Annotated in this window: 15 protein-coding genes and 1 pseudogene; all 16 read right to left on the bottom strand. The window is 31.2% G+C overall.

What is annotated here, in order from left to right:
- Nucleotides 1-154: 154 nt before the first annotated feature.
- The 16 genes and pseudogenes from V5787_RS11195 to V5787_RS11120 all read right to left on the bottom strand — a co-directional run bounded on the left by V5787_RS11195 (nt 155) and on the right by V5787_RS11120 (nt 22,305).
- Nucleotides 155-2,707: a hypothetical protein gene (locus V5787_RS11195; RefSeq protein WP_336893301.1), complete on the bottom strand. Its 2,553-nt coding sequence runs from the start codon at nt 2,705-2,707 to the stop codon at nt 155-157.
- Nucleotides 2,708-3,029: 322 nt separating this feature from the next.
- Nucleotides 3,030-6,254 carry an HsdR family type I site-specific deoxyribonuclease gene (locus V5787_RS11190; protein ID WP_336893300.1) on the bottom strand — a complete coding sequence of 1,075 codons (3,225 nt, stop codon included), beginning with the start codon at nt 6,252-6,254 and terminating at the stop codon, nt 3,030-3,032.
- Nucleotides 6,251-7,225: a virulence RhuM family protein gene (locus V5787_RS11185; RefSeq protein ID WP_336893299.1), complete on the bottom strand. Its 975-nt coding sequence runs from the start codon at nt 7,223-7,225 to the stop codon at nt 6,251-6,253. Before V5787_RS11185 ends, V5787_RS11190 begins: the two co-directional genes overlap by 4 nt.
- Nucleotides 7,226-7,229: 4 nt before the next feature.
- Nucleotides 7,230-7,538 carry a hypothetical protein gene (locus tag V5787_RS11180; protein WP_336893298.1) on the bottom strand — a complete coding sequence of 103 codons (309 nt, stop codon included), beginning with the start codon at nt 7,536-7,538 and terminating at the stop codon, nt 7,230-7,232.
- 111 nt (nt 7,539-7,649) lie between these two features.
- Nucleotides 7,650-8,846 (bottom strand): restriction endonuclease subunit S, encoded by a 1,197-nt coding sequence (locus V5787_RS11175; RefSeq protein ID WP_336893297.1) that lies wholly within the window; start codon nt 8,844-8,846, stop codon nt 7,650-7,652.
- Nucleotides 8,836-10,389: a class I SAM-dependent DNA methyltransferase gene (locus V5787_RS11170; protein WP_336893296.1), complete on the bottom strand. Its 1,554-nt coding sequence runs from the start codon at nt 10,387-10,389 to the stop codon at nt 8,836-8,838. The genes V5787_RS11175 and V5787_RS11170 overlap by 11 nt, the downstream gene beginning before the upstream one ends.
- 19 nt (nt 10,390-10,408) lie before the next feature.
- Nucleotides 10,409-10,594 (bottom strand): helix-turn-helix transcriptional regulator, encoded by a 186-nt coding sequence (locus tag V5787_RS11165; protein WP_336893295.1) that lies wholly within the window; start codon nt 10,592-10,594, stop codon nt 10,409-10,411.
- A 487-nt stretch (nt 10,595-11,081) separates the two neighbouring features.
- Nucleotides 11,082-12,722: a type I restriction-modification system subunit M gene (locus V5787_RS11160; protein ID WP_336893294.1), complete on the bottom strand. Its 1,641-nt coding sequence runs from the start codon at nt 12,720-12,722 to the stop codon at nt 11,082-11,084.
- Nucleotides 12,723-12,746: 24 nt separating this feature from the next.
- Nucleotides 12,747-13,111 (bottom strand): annotated as a pseudogene (locus tag V5787_RS11155) (four helix bundle protein).
- Nucleotides 13,098-14,147: a virulence RhuM family protein gene (locus V5787_RS11150; RefSeq protein ID WP_336893293.1), complete on the bottom strand. Its 1,050-nt coding sequence runs from the start codon at nt 14,145-14,147 to the stop codon at nt 13,098-13,100. The pseudogene V5787_RS11155 and the gene V5787_RS11150 overlap by 14 nt, the downstream one beginning before the upstream one ends.
- Nucleotides 14,148-14,157: 10 nt before the next feature.
- Nucleotides 14,158-15,372, bottom strand: a complete 1,215-nt coding sequence (locus V5787_RS11145; protein ID WP_336893292.1) for a restriction endonuclease subunit S — start codon at nt 15,370-15,372, stop codon at nt 14,158-14,160.
- 180 nt (nt 15,373-15,552) lie between these two features.
- Nucleotides 15,553-18,549 (bottom strand): type I restriction endonuclease subunit R, encoded by a 2,997-nt coding sequence (locus V5787_RS11140; RefSeq protein WP_336893291.1) that lies wholly within the window; start codon nt 18,547-18,549, stop codon nt 15,553-15,555.
- A gap of 17 nt (nt 18,550-18,566) precedes the next feature.
- A complete protein-coding gene (locus V5787_RS11135; RefSeq protein WP_336893290.1) occupies nt 18,567-18,755 on the bottom strand; it encodes a helix-turn-helix transcriptional regulator in 189 nt (62 codons plus the stop codon).
- Nucleotides 18,756-19,237: 482 nt separating this feature from the next.
- Nucleotides 19,238-21,670: a hypothetical protein gene (locus V5787_RS11130; RefSeq protein WP_336893289.1), complete on the bottom strand. Its 2,433-nt coding sequence runs from the start codon at nt 21,668-21,670 to the stop codon at nt 19,238-19,240.
- Nucleotides 21,657-21,842, bottom strand: coding sequence for a hypothetical protein (locus tag V5787_RS11125; protein ID WP_336893288.1), 186 nt, complete (start codon nt 21,840-21,842; stop codon nt 21,657-21,659). The genes V5787_RS11130 and V5787_RS11125 overlap by 14 nt, the downstream gene beginning before the upstream one ends.
- A 7-nt stretch (nt 21,843-21,849) precedes the next feature.
- Nucleotides 21,850-22,305, bottom strand: coding sequence for a hypothetical protein (locus V5787_RS11120; RefSeq protein ID WP_336893287.1), 456 nt, complete (start codon nt 22,303-22,305; stop codon nt 21,850-21,852).
- Nucleotides 22,306-22,583: the final 278 nt, after the last annotated feature.

Raw genomic sequence — 22,583 nt, 5'->3', positions numbered from 1 at the left:
GTTCAGGGTTCAAATAAAGTCACTAGAGCTTATTTAATTTCCATCCTAAAACCTAGCTTCAAAAAACAAAAGCCCCTATGAAAGGAGCTTTTGAGTGATTATTTAATGTCTTTAGAGGCTTGTGCAACGATTACCATTGTTATGCCCTGGCTCTTTAGTTCATAATATTTTCAATAACAGAAACCATAGTAATGAATTCTTCAAGTTCTATCGGGTTTTCATTATTTTCTGTTCCATTGTGCATTTCTCCTCCAGACGCTCTCCCGTGAATATTTTCGAGTTTGTCAATTGTTTCATTATCATTTTTTAACTTTTTGAGTTCTGCCCAAGATATTCGACTATTCTTATTACTATATTTTGTAGGAAGTTGATTATTAAATACGACTTCATCTATTACACACTCAACGGTTTTTCTTAATAAACTAGCTGTTTTCAATTCTTCTTCAAACGGAGAGTTTTGTAACAGTCTTTTAATTTCTGATAGATGCTCTTTTGCCTTGTTAGATTTATAGTTTCTTAAAACACCTTTTATATTTTGACCTTCACTATTGACTTGATAAACTCTTATATGTTTTCCTTTTGATTTATTACAATCGGAATCTATAGTTTTACAAATATGGTTTTCTTTTGAAGTTTCAAACGCATCAAGGAACAATCGATTATGATTAAATAAAATTATTTGATTATCCAACTTTAATAACCTTTGAGCGAATTTTCCAGCTATTCTATGGTCTAGACTATTAACTGGGTCATCAAGTATTATTGGGTTTTTACTTTTTTGAATTTTTGCTTCCGCAATGAACAATGCTAATACAACCGCCTTTTGTTCTCCTTCACTTAATATAGCTTTAATATCGTTACTTTTCGATAGCATTAATTTAGTACTTGAAGTTCCTTTACCACCCTGAGCATTCTCTATTTTTACTTTTAAGTTACTATAACCAAGAAAACTTAACTCTTCTTTAAAACTCTCTTTAAGAGCTTCAGTTAATAGTTGGCTATGTGCTTGTTTGGATAGCTCTGTAATACTTCTAGTGTTAATTTTTGATGCTATTTTTCTTGTTTTGTTTTCTAAAACATCAGCTTCAAACCACTTTTTAATGTTCTCTTTTTGTTTACTTATAGATTCGTTTTCTTGAAGTTGTTTTAATGAGATTTCTAATTTTTCAATCTTAGTTACTTTTTTAGTGTTATCATCCAATAACGTATCAATTCCATTTTTAATCGATACGGAAATAGAATTTAATTTGTTAGTGATAATTTCAATAGCAAGTAAGTCGTTTTTTGGTTTGAAATTTCCAATATTAATTTGTTTAATTAATATTTCTCTCTCTAAAGTGAATTGAGCATTTGTCTTTAGAATTACACTGTAAAACAATTCATTATCTCCTTCAAGTTTGTTTTTTTCTAAAATCTCTTGAATATTCTTTTTAATTATCAATTCAATAGAAAAAGTTTCAATATTCTTTTTTATTTGATTTATTGATTTTATGGATTTATTTAATTTTTGTTCAGATTCGTCTTTTAAATAATTTCCATAAGCTCTAATTAATTCCGTTGCATTTTCGTTTCGTAAAGTTTGACGACAATAAATGCATACTTTGTCACTATCCTCTACTTTTGAAGTATATTTTTCACCAGATTTAATAAATTCTTTCCATTCAGAATTATCACTATTTGGAATTGTTGATAGAATTTCAAATTGTTTTTTAGCTAATTCGTTAGCTTCCTTGTGTTTTGTTATTGATTCTAATTCAATTTTAATATTGCTACGAAATTCAGATAGTTTTTTGTGAGTATTTTCTATGTATGTTTTAATATTCTTAATATCTGTTTTATCACTCTGTTTAAGCTTGATTTTATCTTGAATATTTATTTGCTTTAAATCTTCAATTTCTTTTTTTACTGTGATGAGATTATCAGTACTTTCTGTTGTAAAATCAAATAATTTTTCAATCTGTGTTTTTATTGATTTAGAAATTTGATTATTTTCAAATGATGTCTTTATTTCATTTTGAAAATATTTCAGTTCTAGTGTTGGTTTTTCTAATCTTTTCTTGTCAGCATTATCATTCAGTTGTCTTTTAAATTTATCAATTAAAACGACCAAACTTGAAAAAATATTTAACCCTAATGGTTGTATTAGCGTACTGTCTGCCTTTCGAGTTTCTAATAAACCATTCAGATATGAAGAGTCAAAAACTTTACATTTGTTTAAGATATCAAGTGCACGAGTGTTCCCATTCCAGTTTATTGTTTGAATTGATTTGTTCTTTTCTTTAAAAGAGATATTTACATCAATTGTTGTTGGATTGTCTAAATATATGTTAGAAGAAACTTTCTTCTTTTGATTTCCACCTACAATTTCATTTAATACCTTAAAGTAACTACTTTTTCCTGCTCCATTTAATCCATATAGTATAGTAACATCATTGTGGAACTTAATAGTTTGAGATTGCTTTAAAGCATTTACACCTTTATTATGTTCTAACGATATTATGCGAATTTCCTCACTAGAATTATTAGCATTTATATTAGGTTCATTAATGGTTAAAGCGGTGTCATTTGTTAAATTACTATATACTTCTAATTTTTTATCATCAGAAATATTCCCATTAGATTCAATGACTTCATAAATTAAGAATTTTAACCAATCAGATTGTGATTTAGCAAATTCCTTTAAATATTCTTTCGCATTAATTTTCATAAATATGTTCTAGGTTTTTGCTTGGGCATAACGTTTAGTATAAGAAACGTAGGGCAGTAAATAAGCACTTTCGTTTCGGTTTATTAATTAGCTAAATATAAATATTTTGCTTTTATTTTTCACTTAAATGCCAAATTTTATATTTAGCGGACTTTGTTAATATGCACAGACCTTTAAGTTTAGCACAAACGCCCTATGTTTTTTATACATTGTTAGGTGTCTGGCTTTTTTTCTTTCCGCAAACTTGCTAGCGTTGGCGTGAAAGCTCTTTTAAATTTGTGAGGTACGAGCAAACTTTAAATGTGCTTGAACTTGCGTTGGCTTATTTCGTATTATGCTTCTTATAATTCTCCGCTTGTGTAAATATTTCTTGATATACTTCATCTTTATCTACTGGAGGATATCCAAATTCATCCAATAGTAATATTAATCCAACTTTTAAGGCTGATTTTATATCGTCTCGTTTACTCCAATCAGGGAATTTCGATTGACTATCAACCAATTCTTTCACTTTCTTAGCCAAGTCAATTAGTTTTTCATCAGGATACGTAAAATCGTATTTCTGACAAAGTGCTAGCAAGATGTCGTAAAAGGCTTTTTCTTCAAAGTCAATTCCGAGTTCGTCTCCTGAATCAAATTCATCACGTACCTGCATAATCATATCTGTTAATGCATCTGCCATTTCATCATAAACTTCACTACGTAGCACATCATTTTCGCTACGGTCGTTGTAACGCTCTACTAAGGCTTCCATTTTTTTAGTAAAATCGACTCCTTTTACTTGGTTTACTTTTTTAATTTCTCCAATTGCTTTTGCGAGCAATTGTTGCAAGAGTTTTATTTTGGTGTTGGGCATTTTTATCTTGTCCAACTTTGCTAAATAATCATCATCAAAAATATCTTGCTTGCTATCGGCATCTTCTCCAATTTTAAATATTTCTTCTACACCATCACTTTGTAAAGCGTCTTTTATCATTTCTCGCACTCTCTTATTCATCTGTGCGGTGTCTGGTGCATTTCCTTTGGTTAGTTTAAAGACGATAGAACGAACGGCTAAATAAAAGTGGGTATAATCTCTTTCGGTTTGGGTCAATTTTTCACTTCCTGCACAAATATCATAAGCGGCTTTTAAGCGTTTTACCAATCCCATAAAACGAGTTTCTCTATTTTTGGTTATTTGGGCAAATTCGGCTGCTTGGTTTAATGTATTTAATTGGTCTAGTGGCGAGCCATTAAAATATTTAGAGTTATCAAACTTATGGAAAATTTTAGCCAACAAATCTAATTGGTCACGAACAGCTGTCAAAGAAGCATCTATATCTTCAAAATTATCTTGGTCACCTTTGTTGTACTTGGCTAATGCCAAATTCATTGCTTTTTTAATTCCGATATAATCGACTACTAATCCTTTATTTTTACCTGCATATTTTCGGTTTACACGAGATATTGTTTGTATTAAATTGTGTTGCGATATAGGTTTGTAGATATACATACTATCTAAAAACGGCACATCAAATCCTGTTAACCACATATCGACTACAATAGCGATTTTAAAGTTCGATTTTTCGTTTTTAAACTGACGGTCGAGTTCTTTTCGATACTCTTTAGAACCCAGCATATCGTACATTTCTTTTGGGTCGTCTTTACCACGTGTCATTATCATTTTAACACGTTGCATTGGTTTTATTTCTTTCTTGTCTTTGTCTGACAATTCTGCTCCGTCTTCTGCTATTTTCACTTCTGCCCATTCTGGACGTAAGACAATTAAATTTTGATAAAAAGCATAGGCAATTGGTCGGCTACTACATACAAACATTGCTTTGCCTTTTACGGTTGCTCCTTCATTAACACGATTTTCGTAATGCGTAACAAAGTCATTGGCTATTTTCTTTAAAATATCTGGGTCGCCCAAAACAGCATTCATATTAGCCGACTGCTTTTTGCTTTCTTCTACCTGATAATCATTCGCACCTTCACTAGCAGCTTCATTATAATAAGCTTCTATTTTAGCCAATTCACTATTATTCAAAATTACCTTGGCTGCTCTTCCTTCATAAACAATACGAACCGTAATTTCATCTTTTACAGATTCAGTCATTGTGTAGGCATCTACTACTTTACCAAAAACATCTAAAGTAGCATCAATTGGTGTACCTGTAAATCCTACAAAAGTAGCATTGGGTAAAGAGTCATGTAGGTATTTTGCAAAACCATAGGTTTTTTTAACTCCTTTTTCTGTAACGGTTACTTTTTGGTCTAAATTGGTTTGACTACGGTGTGCTTCATCTGAAATACAAATTACATTGGTTCTTTCGGTAAGCAAAGCCAAGTCTTCTGTAAACTTATGAATGGTCGTTAAAAACACGCCACCTGATTCGCAACCTTGTAGTTTTTCTCGCAATTGTTTTCTGCTTTCTACACTTATAATCCCATTATCTCCAATATAATTTTTTGCATTGGTAAATTGTGCCGATAATTGGTCGTCTAAATCTGTTCTATCCGTAATTAAAAGAATAGTAGGATTACCAAAATGGGCACTTTTCATTAATAAACGTGTCAAGAAAAGCATTGTAAAACTTTTACCACAACCTGTAGCGCCAAAATAAGTTCCACCTTTTCCATCTCCACCTGTGCCGTCTGTATTTTTTTGAGCTATTTTTATAGTATCGTATAAGGCTCTTGCCGCATAGTATTGTGGATAACGACACAGAATTTTCTCGTCTTTTTTACTACTGTCTGGTAAGTAAATAAAATTGCGAATAATGTCACGTAAACGGTTTTTGTGCAACATTCCTTGAACCAAGGTAAACATAGAATCAATTCCATCTACATCTTTGGCTAAACCTGCTACACGTCTCCAGGCATAATAAAACTCATAGGGTGCAAAAAACGAACCTGCTTTGTTGTTAACACCATCACTTATTACACAAAAAGCATTGTAAATAAACAGTTGTGGAATGTCTCTTTTGTAACGTACCGTAATTTGTTCGTAAGCATTGTGTATGGTTGCTTCTTCTCGTATGGCAGATTTAAACTCAAAAACTACCAAAGGCAAACCATTGATATATAAAATACCATCTGGAATACGTTTGTGGTTGGCTTCTGTAATTTCTAATTGGGTAACAAATTTGTAAATATTTGTATCGCCATATTGTAGTTTTGGTTCGGCTACTATGGTTTCTATAGTATCGCTTTGAGTTTGATTTTCTAAACCAGAATAATCTATTAATTGAATGTAAATATCTTTTTGACTGTGGTCTTCACGTTTTAAAATAAAACCATCAGAAAGCATACGCATAAAACGTTTATTGCTCTCGTATAAATCGGAAGCAGGCAAAGTTTTTATTTGTAGAATAATACTATTGGCTTCTGATTCTGTTAAATTTTCTAATTGATATTTTTGTAATAAAAAAGCACGTAAATCATCTGCTAAAATCACTTCATCTTCTGCACGGTTAAGTGTGTTGCCTAAGTGATGAGGATAACCTTCATTTGCTATTAATTCTGCAAAGGCAGATTCTAATTGTGCTTCTGTAAATTTTTTCATTTTTTTAGCCTTTTAGTTTCATCTTCAATTTGATTGATGAAATCTTTCTCTACCTGTGATAGTCTATTCTTTATTTTCTCTTTATATATCTTATATTCTCCGTGAGCCTTTTCAATTGCTTTTTGGTGGCTAATTGTTCCTGAATGCGATAAAATATTTTTATTGGTCAGTTTTAAGAAATTGTCTAATTGCTTTATCCAATCTGCCATATACATTGGTGTGCGGTCTAAAGCTTGGATTTCTGCAATTTCTAAAAATGCCGTTACCATTCGGTTTAGAATATTTAACTCGTCTTCTGCCAAATAATTTTTTGCTACTTCTACTTCTCGTTTTGTTGGTGTTTCGCCTTTAAAATTACTAAGACCAATATCTTCTTTTGTAGCATCTACACGATTATAAACTGTTTCGGCTGCTGTTTCTCCGTGACTTGCCCAATGCATTTTGTTTTGTATGGTTTTAAAAACGCTTATGGATTGCTCTGTTTTTGAGTCGTAATCTATACTTGTAGCATATACATCTAATACTTTACGCCAAAACACTTTTTCTGACGAACGTATATCACGAATACGAGCCAATAATTCTTCAAAATAATTACCGCCACCTGCTTGTTTTAGTAAATCATCGTTCATTGCAAAACCTTTTATCAAATACTCTTTGATAAGTGCTGTTGCCCATTTTCTGAAATGCACACCTCTGTGCGATTTTACTCGGTAACCAACTGATATGATTACATCAAGACTATAAAATTTTACGCGCTTGTCTGAACCACTAATGTGCAAAAATTGCACATTGCTTTTTTCAAGCAATTCTCCATCTTTAAAGATTTTACCAATGTGCTTGGTAATAACACTTCTTTCTTTTTGAAACAATTCAGAAATCTGAGCCTGACTTAACCAAACGCTCTCATTTTCAAAATGTGTTTCTATTTTGACTTTTCCATCTTCTGTTTGGTATATAATGAGTGGGTTCATTTTTCTAATTGTTAATTATTAGTTGTGAATGGTGAATGTTTGCACATTCATTAACCATTAATAATTTACCCTTAACCATTATTTTCCTGTCTCCTTCTTGCTGAACTGTTCGGAAATTCCGAACGGTTGCCATTTTATCTAATTCTCCCTCTGAAAACACGTTTTTAGTATGTTCGCTTATGGTAGATTTTGCTTTGCCAAACAAGGTTGCCATTTGTACTTGGGTAAGCCAAACGGTTTCACCTTCTAAATGAACATCTATTTTTATGTTACCGTCTTGGTTTTGGTATATTAATATTTGGTCATTTTTCATAATTGTAAGTTGTTAATGGTAAATGATTAATTACCTCCCATTCATTAACCATTAATAATTTATCATTAACCATTATTTTTATGTTTTGATATATTAATATTTGGTCTTGACTCATACGGCTTGAAGTTTAGTTTCTTGCTGTGTCATTTTTGCTAATAATAGGCTTTGAAATTCTTGGAGGACTACTATTTGTTCGCAATTCTTATATATAGACTTGTCTACTTTATTGATTTTATTATTAAAAAATATAGCTATTTCTTTATTGTAAATGATTTTTAAATCAAATAACTCATCTTTATTTATTGAGCTAAAAATAGTCCCTGTTCCTTTACTTGAATCAAATAGTTTTTTAAAATTTTTCATTAAGTAAAAAGTATAACTCGCTTCAATACTTCTAATTGAAGATATTCCTCTACCTATACAGCAATCTGTATTTGCAATATTTAAATCACCAACGGGTGCACGGACAGACATTAATATATCTCCTTTTTTTGCTATCCTTTTTGGTTCAGTTGTATAACTTCTTATTGTTGGTAATCTAAAACCAAAATCTGTTCTACCTTGATAAAAAACTTCACCAACTCCTAATTCATTATAAGTTTCACCACTAGGTGATTGACCCATTGTAATTTTCGAGATTTCATTCAATCTTTTTAAACTCCATCCAACAGGAATATCTTTTTCCAATTCTTCATTAAAAACCATTTTGCCACCAGAAGATTTATAAGGTTTATTTTCTGTATTAGGAAACTCAAAATCTACAAACCAATGTTTGTACAATGCTTGTGCGGTTTCTTCTAGTTTTTGGTTGAGTTGGTTGTTTAGGTTTATGCGGTTTGTTACCGTATTGTATTCGGCTACTATTTGTTGTTGTTTTTCTATGGATGGGATTGGGAGTTCAAAATCTAAAAAATCTTCCCACTCTAAACTTCCCCTAACGCCACCAACTGCGTGAAAGGTTGCTTGCCTATCAAATTCCGAACGAGTAAACCACATCATTAAATAATCTGGCAGTAATTCAGTTTCATCAATTACCTGAAAAACAGGGTACGCTTGCGAAATAATTGCTTCATCAAATTCTTTTAATAATGCAACAGGCATTTTTCCATCTCTTCTTACCTGCATTACACTACAAGCAAATTGATTTTTCCGAATTATTTTATAGGTTTTCATATTCGTTCCAATGGTATTTGCCACAGAAGGAATAAATTGTTTTGAAATACTTAAACCTAGTAATTTAGTTATTGATAAATCTTTGTTTCGTTCATCAACTAATTCTATAAAATCGCCTATTCGTTTATAACTCATAGCCCAAGGTTTTAAAAACGTTTTGTAAATCGGCTTTAGATTGTTCTTCTTGTGCCAAAAGGTCTTTTAATTCGGTTTGTAAACTTTTCATTTTGGTATCAAAATCTATGTTTTCGTCTCGGTTTACAAATTCTATGTATTTACTAGGTACTAAAGAAAAATCCTTTTTTTCTACTTCTGTTTTATTGGCAGAGTAACAATATTCTGGTATATCTTGGTAGGCATCTTTATTGGTTTGCCAAGTATGAAAGGTTTCAGCAATATCTTGTATTTGCGTAGGCGAAAACTGAATGTATTTTTTCTCGAAAGGTTCTCCTTTTTTGCGTAAATCCATAAACAAGATTTCTTCTTCCCGTTTACGGTAGTTACGAGTTTCGTCTCCTTTATCTACGGTTTTTGCTGTTTTGTTTTTGTTTAAAATCCAAAGTGTTACAGAAATGTTAGTCGTGTAAAACATATTTTGTGGAAGAATAATAATGGCTTCTACCATATTATTTTCAATTAATTTACGTCTTATTTTATATTCGTCTCCTCCACCAGAAAGTGCACCATTTGCTAGTATAAAACCAGCAACTCCATTATCGGAGAGTTTAGAAGCCATATTTAAAATCCATCCATAATTGGCATTAGATTTTGGCGGTACATCATAACCTTTCCATCTTGGGTCGTCTGTCAATTCACTTTCCGCTCTCCAATCTTTTTGGTTAAAAGGCGGGTTTGCCATTATAAAATCGGCTTTTAAATCTGGGTGTTGGTCATTGCCAAAAGTATCGGCTGCTTTTTCGCCCAAATTGGCAGAAATACCTCTAATTGCTAAATTCATTTTAGCCAGTTTGTAGGTCGTATTGGTATATTCTTGCCCATATACAGAAACCTCTTTTTTGTTTCCGTGATGGCTTTCTAAAAACTTAATAGACTGTACAAACATACCACCAGAACCACAAGCAGGGTCATAAATAATACCTTGGTAAGGTTCTATCATTTCGGCAATAAGGTTTACAATACTTTTTGGTGTATAAAATTCTCCTTTTCCCTTTCCTTCTTTTATGGCAAATTTGGCTAGGAAATACTCGTACACTCGTCCAACAATATCGTTTTGTTTATCGGCAATGGTATTTATTTCGCTAATCTTATCAATAAGCGAAGCGAGTTTGGTTTTGTCTAGTCCTAAACGAGAAAAATAATTGTCAGGCAATGCTCCTTTTAAAGCAGGATTGTTTTTTTCTATGTTGTGTAAGGCAGTATCTATTTTTAATGCTAAATCGTCTTGTTTGGCATTGGCTTTTATAAAAGACCAACGCGAATCTTCCAATAAGAAAAATACGTTTTTCATATTGTAGAAATCTTTCATTTCTACGTACTTTTCTTTGCCTTCAGCAATGAGTTCTTCTCTGCGTTCTTCAAATTTATCGCTGGCAAATTTTAAGAAGATAAGTCCTAAAACTACGTGTTTGTATTCGCTAGATTCTACCGAGCCTCTTAATTTATCGCAGGCTTGCCAAAGCGTTTCTTCTATTGATTTTGTTTTTACTTGTTTTGCCATTTATATTTTTTCTAAAATTTTAGTCTACTAATAGTTCTTTTGCACTTACGTTTAAGATTTTTGCAATCTTGTACAAATCTTCAATACTCGGTTGTCTTCTGTTCTGAGCATAAGAATTTACCATATTATAGCTTTTTCCTAATTGTTCAGCCAACCAGATTTGCTTAATTCCTTTTGTGTCTAAAACCTCTTTTATTCGGTTCATTTTTGAATAATTTAATTCAGAGTGCTAATGTAATAATATTTCATTAACATCTCACGATATGAGTATAAAAATAATCATTCGGTATGGATGGTGGTGGGAAAGGACAAGCTCTTTTTATTTTGTGAGGTACGAACAAAATTAAATGTGCTTGACCGTGTGGTGGCTTTTTTTTTAGCTTGCACCTAACGGTTAGTATAAGAAACGTAGGGCAGTAAAAAAGCACTTTCGTTTCGGTTTATTACTTAGCTAAATATAAATATTTTGCTTTTATTTTTCTATTAAATGCCAAATTTTATATTTAGTGGACTTTGTAAATAAACACAGAGCTTGCGGTTTAGCACAAACGCCCTATGTTTTTTATACATTGTTACCTGTCTGGCTTTTTTATTCCGCAAACTTGCTAGCGTTGGCGTGAAAGCTCTTTTAAATTTGTGAGGCACGAGCAAACTTTAAATGTGCTTGAACTTGCGTTGGCTTATTCAACCATTCAAATCGTTTCCAAACCTAATTCTGTTAAAAATTTATTATGCTCTTTCAATGATTTATTCGCTTTCTTTTCAATATCTGCCAGTTTTTCATTCACTTCTTTTAAGTCAATTTTAACTTCTGCTATTGCCGTACTTACATACCGAGAAATATTCAGGTTGTAATCGTTCTTCTCTATTTCTTCCATAGAAACTCTACGTGCATAACGCTCAATTTTTTCAGGTCGGTTTTGATAGGTTTCTACAATTTTTTGAATATCATTGGCTTCTCCATCTTTTCCTTCACGTAAAATATTTTGGCGTTTCTCTTTTTTATAATGCTCACTTGCATTTATAAATAGTACATCATCATCCTTTTTACATTTCTTCAATATTAAAATACATACAGGGATTCCTGTTGAAAAGAATAAGTTAGAAGGTAAGCCAATAACAGTATCAATATTTCCGTCTTTTAATAGTTTGGTTCTAATTCGAGATTCTGCTCCGCCTCTAAATAAAACTCCGTGAGGTAAAATAATAGCCATTGTACCTTCATCACTTAAAAAGTGGAAACCGTGTAATAAAAAGGCGAAATCTGCTGCCGATTTTGGTGCTAAACCGTAATTTTTATAACGGAAATTTTCGCCCATTGCTTCTGATGCATCCCAACGTAAACTAAAAGGTGGATTTGCTACAATAGCATCAAAGGTGTATTTTTTAGCAGGATTCATTTCGTTTAAAATATCCCATTCGTTTTTTAAAGTATCTCCGTGAAATATTTCAAATTCAGAATCTTTTACTCCGTGCAACAACATATTCATACGTGCTAAATTGTATGTTGTTATGTTTTTTTCTTGACCGTAGATTCGGCTAATCGTACCACCGCCTTCTTGGTTTTCAATTTTACTTTTTACATTTAAAAGTAAAGAACCAGAACCACAAGCAAAATCTAATACTCTATTGAGTTTTTTCTTTTTACCTGCTTTTGGGTTTTGACTATCTAAGGTTACAATTTCTGACAGAATGGTAGATAATTGCTGTGGTGTATAAAACTCACCTGCTTTTTTACCTGAACCTGCTGCAAATTCACCAATTAAATACTCGTAAGCATCACCAAGTGTATCGCTATCGGTTGAAAACTCTGAAATACCATCAGAAATACTTTTAATTATCTTACAGAGTGTTTTATTTCTATCTGTATAGGTTTTTCCTAGTTTTTCTGAATCTAGATTGATTTCTGAGAATAAGCCTTTAAAGGAACTTTCAAAAGATTCATTTTCTATGTACTTAAATCCATCTTGAAGGTCACTTAATAAATCATTATGTTGGGTACGTGCTAATTCTGATATGCTTGCCCATAAATATTCTGGCTTTATAACATAATGCACTTTTTTACGCATTTGTTTTTCAAATGGTTCTATGTCCTCTTCGTTATCTTCATACCAAACAGAAAGCGGTGTACGCTTATCTTCTTTTGCTAATATAGGATAATCTGAACCTAATTCTTTTTTTACAGAACCCTCATAATTATCTGATAAGTAACGTAAAAATAAAAAGGATAGCATATAATCACGAAAATCATCTGCATTCATCGCACCTCTTAAATCGTTTGCGATATCCCAAAGTACTTTCCCTAATTCTTCTTGTTTTTGTTTTGCTGTCATATTATTTTAATTACGAATTTTCAATTACGAATTACGAATTTTCTTTTTCATTGTTACTTGAATACTTCCTATAATTTTACAGATTTCTTCTGCATCATTTATTAAACTATCAGCTTGCTCTTTATTAAGATAGTCTGTAGCTAATAATAACTTTAACCAATATTTAGATTCTCTTGCTTCTTTGTAAGAAATACTCAATTTGGATAAAAAATCTCTTTCTGATTGTCCTCCAATAGATTCCTCAATATTTGCACCAACAGAAGTGCCACTTCTTAGCAATTGCTTAGATAACACATATTCCTTTTCTCCGTAGTTAAGTATTTATATAAGTTTACAACTCTTACGGCAAAAGCAAAGGACTTTTCTTGTATGATATTATTCTTTTTCATCTCGTAATTTTTGATTCGTAATTGGTAATTGACTTATCTCTGCATCAAAATCTGAGATGTAATTTTGGTCTTGAATTACTCTAAAGCTATTATATTCTGTTTCTGCTTTTAGTTTAGCTTCCAACATCGTTATTTTACCTTTATGGGTAAGAATAGGATAATCTGCTAATTCTAAAAACTGAATTAAAAATTTATCCCAATCTTTCATATTCATTACCATTCTGTTGGTTGCTCTACTTTCGGCTAAATCTAGGTAAGAAGTTACAATTCTCTGTAATGCTTTAATGTGTTCTTCATTTAAATAGTTTTTTGCTACACTTACATCACTTTTTAATATTTTACCTTCAGGTGCTTGTTTCCAAGTTTTTAAACCCATAAAAATTATAGTAGCATCTGCTTCTGTGTAAATAATTTCTGCGGCTGTTTTACCTGTAATTGCCCAATGCAGTTTGTTTTGTACACTTGCAAAAAAATGCTTCGTAATGGCATCTTTATTATCGTAATCTGCAGACAAGGCATAGATGTCGGTTATTTTTTGATATAAACGTCTTTCACTTAAACGAATTTCACGAATTCGTTCCTGCATTTCATCAAAATAATCTTTACCAAAATGTTTTATTTGTTTTAATCGGGCATCATCCATTGCAAAACCTTTGATGATGTATTCGTGTAGTATATCCGTAGCCCATTTTCTAAATGCGGTTGCTTTTGGTGAGTTTACACGGTAACCAACTGCTGTAATAGCTTTAAGATTGTAAAATTTTACTTCTTTAGTTTGCGTTTTTCCTTCTATGGCTCCGTGTTGAGTGGTGTGTGCAAAATTTGCACATACCAAATTTTCGTGCAATTCATCACTTTCAAAAATATTTTTGAGATGTTTGCTAATAACTGTCCTGTCTTTTTCAAACAGTTCTGCAATGCGTTTTTGAGTAAGCCAAAGTGTTTCGTCTTTAAAATACACATCAATATTTACCTTGCCTTTTTCTGTTTCAAAAATCACAAAGTTGTTTATTTCTTGTAGCTCGTTTTTTTTCATCTCGTAATTATTAATTCGTAATTGAATTAGGAAACAATTGCTGCATTAAGCCTTTTTTATGGGCTTTTAAAGTTTCTATTTTTGTTGTTTCTGCTTTTATTAAATCATCTGTACTAGAAAAACAATTGGCTATTTTTTCTTGTTCTTTTGGGTCTTTAGGTATTAGAATGTCAAGTTTTGAAAAAACAGAAATCCAATGCCTTTTATGTGTGCTTACTTCAAAATTTAAGTTTTGAATAGTTTCAAATAAAAACTTGATGTTATTATCTTCTTTGACCAATAACATTTTCATTGCAGACGATTTTGCTTTAAAAGGAAAATCAACAAATTTTGAAGCTGTGGTAAAATCATCAAAAATTATAACAGGTAATTTATCTGTAAATATTCCTTCCTTTTCATTAGAGTAACCTAAAATAAAAGTTTTCCCTGCAGTTAAAACAGGTGTTGCATACTCATCTTTATAATCTGTACTGCTAACTAAATAAGGTGTTGGTTGTAAATAATCAAGACAATCTCCTAAAGTTTTCTCCTCCCAATCTCCATCATTCTCAAACTCAGGAAAACGAAACTGTGGTTTGGTTTCTCCTTTAGCAGGAAATAGTTGTTGTAACAACCCTTTTTTATGGTCTTTTAAATGGTCTAGTTTTTCGGTTTCTGCTGTTATTAGATTGTCTAATGAAGATAGACAATTGGCTATTTTTTGTTGTTCAGAATATATGGGGATATTAAATATTAATTCCTTTAAATTAGTTAGAGATAAATTTGGTCTTGCAGATTCAGATTGAACACCAAACATACTTTCTTGTGTTTCATCTAGTTGTAAACAATATGAAATAAAATTATTTGAAATATGTTTTTTTACTCTGAATATTGCAACAGCCTGATTAATATTGGCTTCAATATCTAGATTATAAATTGTGCTCCGACCAATTGAAGCTCCAACAATATTAATTAAAACATCTCCTTTTTTTAACTGACTGTTCTTTTGTTTTTCGTGAAAACCATACTCTAAATATTTTGGTTTAGAAATGTCTAAAAAACCATCTCTAACATTCTCACTTGTTACAAATAAAATACCTTTATCTACGTAATTAAATCCTTGCCATTTAGGTGAGCTTCCTTTAGTGATTTTATCAGTAATATTTTCACCTTTTAGTACATTCCAGTTACCTTCAAACTCAGGAAAACGCAATGCAGGAACTATATTTTGTTTTTCCTTATTCATAGGTTTTTATTTTTTGCGTGAGGGATAGTAGCGGCATCCTTTTTTGTTTTTTTACAAAAAAGATATAGCGAATAGCCCGACCCTTGGGGCACGCCCAGATTTGAATTACAAATTACGAATTTAGAATTATCAATTCCATCATTCGTAATTTGTAATTTAGAATTCGTAATTGAAAATTGACTATTCATAAGCGTTTAATCCTGCTATTTCACGCCCTTGGGCTAGTTTATTAAGTAATGGCAAAAGTTCATCCATCAGCCCTTTTTCTTTTACACTACGGTCTTTCCATCCTAATTCTAAGGGTGCTAATAAATCGGTTAGTTTTTCGCCATCAAAAATTAATCGGTTCATAATTTCATCAATAAAAGCATTTAAACTTACCTCTGTAATGTTATGGTTCTCTGCAATAGTTTGTATTTCTTTAGCAGATTTTTCGTCTTTAAATTTTTGGTAGCCTGTATTTATGTCTTTTTCATCTAAAGCAGAACCCACTTCTAAGGTGTTTATATAGGCAATAATACCTTCACGCTCGTCCATTAAATTGGCACTAGAACCTAGAAGATTTATGAGTTCTTCCCGTGTCATTTTATGTTTGGATGGTTTGTCTTGCGTATAGGTTGCAATTAAGCCAATAATATAATCGTAATCTATAACCGCAGAAGAGAATAGTACAAATTCAAAATCTAATTGTTGTACATCTTCTGGTATATTGTCTCCTTTTTTGTTTTGTTCTGCCTGCAAACGTTTGGCAGTATCTAAATACACAGATTTAAAGGAGCGTAAATCATCCTCTGCTAATAATGCTTCAATGGTTTCGGTTTGTGTTTCTTCTAAATCGGTATATTGGTCTAATTGTGTTTTATAGCGTTGTATTTCTTTAAACACATTTATAAAACCTGCACGAGCTTCATCTCCTTTTAAATTACTCACCTCAGAAGGCGAACAGTCCAACCCATTAGCCTCCATAAATTGGTTTAGATTCGTTACCGCTTCTTTGTATTTTTCTATCACTTTAGGTGCAGCATCTACCAACCAAATTTCTTTTGCCTTTTCTATTTTAGCACCAGAGAAACGAATCATTGCTTTATTTACATCTTCTTCTTGGTCTCTAAATACTAAAATATTACCATAAGGCTTGGTAGCGTTTATCACTCTATTGGTACGAGAATAGGCTTGTATTAAACCGTGATACTTTAAATTTTTATCTACGTATAAAGTGTTTAGATATTTAGAATCGAAACCAGTTAAGAGCATATCTACCACAATCATCACATCAATTTTATTTTTATGAGGATAATCGGCATTTGTATATTTTTGGTCTTTTATACGCGTTTGTACATCTTGATAATATAAATCGAAATCAGCAATTCTATGGTTGGTATTGTATTGGGTGTTGTAGTCCGCAATAATTGTATTTAATGCTTCTTTCTTTTTATTAGGTTCTACCGTATTATCTGCTTTTTCTTGTGGTAAATCCTCTTGTATTTGCTGGATGTCTTTATTGCCCTCGGCAGGTGGTGAAAACACGCAAGCTATTTGTAAAGGCTTGTAATCTTCGTCTTCTTTTAATTTCTCTGCTTGTAGCTTTTTAAAAGTATCGAAATACTGAATAGCATCATTAATAGAAGCCGTTGCAAATAATGCATTAAAACGTTTGTGATGGGTTGCTTTATCGTGTTTATCTAGTATGGCTTTTGCTACGGCTAACTTATGTAAATCGTCACCTACTGTTACTTTTTTTTCTGGTTTGAAATAGTCGATATGAAATTTTAATACGTTTCTATCTTCTATTGCATTGGTAATGGTATAAGCATGTAATTCTTTTTGAAATACATCTTCTGTAGTTTTATAAGATGCTTGTTTGCCTTCAATAGTTCTATACGTTGCATTTTCTTCAAAAATAGGTGTTCCTGTAAAACCGAATAGTTGTGCTTTTGGGAAAAATTCAACTATTGCTTCGTGATTATCACCAAATTGAGAACGGTGACATTCATCAAAAATAAAAACGACACGTTTATCTTTTAAAGGTGCTAACCTATCGTAATAAGTTTCTTTATTGTCTTCTTTTTGTTGTTTGTTTCGCTTACTATTTTGATTAAGTGCTAATCCTAATTTTTGAATAGTGGTAACAATTACCTTGTCTGCATAATCGGTAGATAGCATTCTTCTTACCAATGTTTCGGTATTGGTGTTTTCCTCTACACTACCTTCTTGAAATTTATTAAACTCTTCTCTTGTTTGTCTGTCTAAATCTTTTCTGTCTACTACAAATAAGCATTTTTCAATATCATCATTGTCTTTTAACAGCGTGGAAGCCTTGAAAGAAGTAAGCGTTTTTCCACTTCCTGTAGTGTGCCAAATATATCCGTTTCCTCTATCTTGTTCTATACAATCTACGATAGCTTTTACTGCATAAATTTGATAGGGACGCATGACCATTATTTTCTGCTCCGTTTCTACCAACACCATATAGCGACTAATCATTTCGCCTAAAGTACATTTGGCTAAAAATTTATCAGCAAAATCAAATAAGTTTTCAATTTTAGAATTGTCTTCTTTGGCTAAGGTGTAAACAGGTAAAAACTGCTCGTCTGCATTAAAAGCAAAATGTTTGTTGTTGTTATTAGAAAAGTAAAACGTTCTTGATTGATTACTAACTATAAATAACTGCATAAAGCACATTAACGAATTGGTATATCCGTTTCCAGCATCATTTTTATAGTCCACTATTTGTTGCATTGCACGATTAGGGCTAATCTCCAACGTTTTTAACTCAATCTGTACAAGAGGTAATCCGTTTATCAATAAAATAACATCATATCTATGATTGCTATTTTCTGTATTCATTCGAAGCTGATTAATGACTTCAAAATCATTTTTACACCAGTCTTTAATATTTACTAAAGTGTAATGTAATGGTGTATCGTCTTCCCTTATAAAGGTGTTTTTTTTCCTTAACCTGTTAGATGTTTTAAATACATCTGGATTTACTATTTCGGTTAGTAGTTTATCAAATTCAGTATCGGTTAATTTCACTCTATTCAATGCTTCAAACTTCTGTCTGAAATTTAACTCTAAAGCGTCTTTTGTTCTTATATCTTTACGATACGTATATTTTAAGTCTTGTAATTTCCCTACAAATCCATATTCGATATCTGCTTCTTTTACAATATTCATTTGTTGTACTTGGGTTATTAATTTTCTTTTATCAATGATTTTACTTCTACGTTTAAGATTTTTGCAATCTCAAATAAAGTTTCCAAACTTGGTTGTCTTCTGTTTTGAGCATAAGAATTTACCATATTATAACTCTTACCCAACTCTTCAGCTAGCCATTTTTGTTTAATTCCTTTTTTCTCTAAAACCTCCTTTATTCGGTTCATTTTTTGAATATATTAATTCAGTTTGCAAAATAGAAATAATATCTCAATATCTCACGAAATGAGCATTAAAATAATCATTCAGTTTGGGTGGCGGTGGGAGAGGGCAAGCTCTTTTTATTTTGTGAGGCACGAGCAAAATGAAATGTGCTTGACCGTGCGGTGGGATTTTTTTTCAGCTTGCAGGTAACGGTTGGTATATGGTTAGTGCGGAACTTAAAAGAACTATCTTTTCGGTTTAGCACTTAGCCAAATATAATAATTTTGCTTGTATTTTATCCTACAAACTAAATTTTATATTTGGCGTTGTTTGTAGAAAGCACTGCACTTTGAATTAAGTACAAAACCCGCATTAATTATATACATTGTTACCTGTCTGGCTTTTTTTCGCAAACTTGCTAGCGTTGGCAAAGACATACTCTTTTGTGATTTTGGGTGTAGCGTTGGCTTTAGCGAATTACAAATGTGTATGGCTTGTGCGTTGGCTATTTTTTCCAGTCATATTTTTTTTCTCCACATCCTCCACATCTTATTTTCTTCGCAACAGTATCATAATTATTTAAAGACACTCTCGGTCTATTACAATCTTCTGTTTTGCAAATAAAGATATTCTCTAATTCAGTTATATCAGACCAGAATGCTTTCAAATCTCCAATTTTCGGATTAAAAGGGTTGTCGTGTGATAATATATTCCCCAAAATTGATGAGTTTTCAATTCGGTCAATTATAGGGAATTTTGCTTTTAATTCCGTACTACACTTCTTGATTTCCGATTTAATTCCCATAATTAATTCATAGGGCATTCTGTGTTCATTTGCATTGTTGTATTGAAAACTTAATTTAGCACCAATATTCAAAGCAATTTCTTTCAATGAATGTTCAAGATAACGTCTGATTGGGTTACCTAAATCTTCAATATTACTTTCCGCAATATTTGTTTCAATTCGTTCTTTTAAATCACTTGGTTTTTCTTCAAAATGAGTTCCTTTAGATTCAGACCATTTAATCTCATTAATAAGCCAACCTTTCTTTTTTGCTAATGGACTAACAATATTTGTAAACCAATCTCTTTCGTGAGTTAGTAGAATAATTTGATGTTTTGAGAACTTTTCAAAAATCAATTCAGCAAATCTTTTTCTATGAGTTGAATCAAAACTCGAAATAACATCATCAAGCACAATAAATTTATTGGTATTATTAAATGCTTTAACGGAAGCTAAAAAGAACGATAAACCAAAACAATTAAGGTGGGATTCACTAAAATATTTTTGTGGTGGCGACACCCAATTTCCATTGTATTTATATGAAATTGTAATGCCCTTTAATTCATCATCATTTCCAATAGTTACAATTTTAATTTCTTGAAAAGGTTCGTCAGGGTTCATATCCTGATAAAATTCGTTGATTGTTCCTGAAAACGTATTGATAAAATTTTCAAGACCTTCTTTTTGTTTCTTTACGAACTCGTTATATATTAATTCTAATGATTTACGTTGATTTTCAAGTTTTGACTTTTGCTTTTCAAATTGCTTTATTTTTAGAAAAGCTCCTTTTGAAGCATCAATATTTGAGTAAAGAACCGCAGAATTATCTTTTTTGAAAATTTCCTTAATTTCTTTTATTCGTTGTGTAATTCCGTTTTGAAAGTCAAAATCTGTAAGTAACAATTCTACTTCATTTGTATTAGCAATTTTATTGCCAGAAGTAACTTTCTCTAAACTTGCTGTTTTGTATTTATCAATCTTGTCTTTTAAATCTTCAAAACCTTGTTTAATTGCCTTGTGGTCGTCTTCTTTAAATGATTTGTATGAAAAGACTGTGTCTAATCTTTTAATACGCTCAATTGAAATGTTTTTGGTTAAGTCTTGTGCTGTTTTAAATGAATTTAATTTTTTAGATGATTTTTCAATCTCTTGTAATCTTACGGCAATTTCAGAACGCAATTCTGTAATATCTTTTTCTTGTAAACACAAAGGACAACTTTCTTCTGTGTGAAACTTCTTATGTAAAACAGCATTCCCAGATACAAGTAGTTTTCCTAAAAAAGTTTGCATAATGCTTTGTACATCATTTGCTATTTTATCAAATTCTGTAAAGTAATTACCGTAAGTTAAATTAATTGTAACAATTTCACTTTTTAGCGTAGTCAATACTTCATTTGCTTTTTCTAAAAATTGCAATTCAGTATTTAATTTTTTATTTATTGGCTTTTTGATGTGCTCAAGAACTTTATCAATATCCTTGATTGTTTTAACTTCAATACCAGTTTTTAAGGGTTTTATTAGTTCGTTTACTTTTTCAAATAAATCTTTCTCTTGGCTTATTGAAGCTCCAATTTTTTCAATAAGGATTCCTTTTTGAGTAATTATCTGGGCTTCAAATCCTTGTGTTTTAATTTCGGTTTTTATAGCAGTATGACATTTTCTTAAAACATCTTTTTTCTTGGTGACTTCTGAAAAACCTATAATATCAGACAGGTATTTTAGTTTATCAGTTTTGGTATTATCAATAAAATCTGTTAAGTTTTTATATCGAAATAGTAAGTTTTCAGAATTTGCTTTTGAAATATACTCATTAAATTTATCTGAAGTGTTTTGAAATTCAGATGTTAACTTTTTTCCTTTGTATGAAAGCGTTTTTGAACAATCAAGTTCTGATTCTTTCATAAAAGAAATATCAACTTCCGAAATATCTGTATCGCTTAAAGTAGCATTTCTTAAAGCATCTTTAGTATCTATTTCATTACTTGCTAAATGACCAACTTTATCTGTATAATACCATTCTATTGAATCTGAAATACTACTTTTTCCTGTTCCATTATCTCCATAAAGTAAAATAGATTTACCATTTAAGTTGAGTTCTAAATTATTTTTTGCTCCTCTAATTCCTTTTATATTAATGCTTTTAATTTTTGTCATTTTGCTCTCTTAATTTTTGAAGCTCATTCTTCACATTAATATCTGTTAATTTATCGTTCTGATAAAGTGTATTTATCATTTGAGCAATGTCTTTATCTACATCTTTAATTTCTATGATATTTTCAAAAAAATTATCTAATATTTCTTTACCTGATTTTACTTTATCTGCCATATCATTTCTATTTAAAATATTTCCAATCAATTTTAAAGTTTGTTGTTAATTTGTTTTTAAGTATTTCAAAGCCAGATTTATTGTTACAAATAGGATAGACACCATAGTGTTTAACAAAGTTTAGAATAAAATAACTTTCTAAATCTTCAATACGGAAATCCCAAATACTTTTAAGCATTTCAAAATTGATATAAGTAAACAATAAAGGCTCAACTTTTCTGTAATTTGATAATCCTAAATTTTTAGATTTCCCATCATAATGCCCTAATAATCTGCTACCAATACTATTGGTTTTTCGCTCGCTCATTCCTATATACAGCAATTTAGATTTATCAAATGGATATTGAATATCAATTGATTGAGTAAATATAAAATACAAACCAACAATACCATTTAAGGGCTTTATATTGCTTGGTTCAAACGGTTTAGGTTTGTCAAAATATATGGTTATCTCTTTTGTCAAATTTATTTCTTTAAGATTACAGTTATCAAGCGTTGGCAAGAAATTGCTCTTTTGGTTTTTTGTGTTTTGGCTTTGAGCGTTGGCAAAAACCAAATGTGCAATTTGTGCGGCTGGCTTTTTTTTTTCGGCTTGCAGGTAACGTGATCGTATAAGATTAGTGTGGGATTAGATAATCGCTAGATTATCGGACTGTTGCACGTAGCTTATACTTATTTTATGTTTTTATCTTAATCGGACTAAAAATACTCAAATAAGTTTAAGCGGACAATGCAAACACA

Source organism: Flavicella sp., assembly GCF_037132785.1.
Lineage (GTDB): Bacteria > Bacteroidota > Bacteroidia > Flavobacteriales > Flavobacteriaceae > Flavicella.
This window is presented reverse-complemented; position numbering and strand designations above follow the sequence as displayed.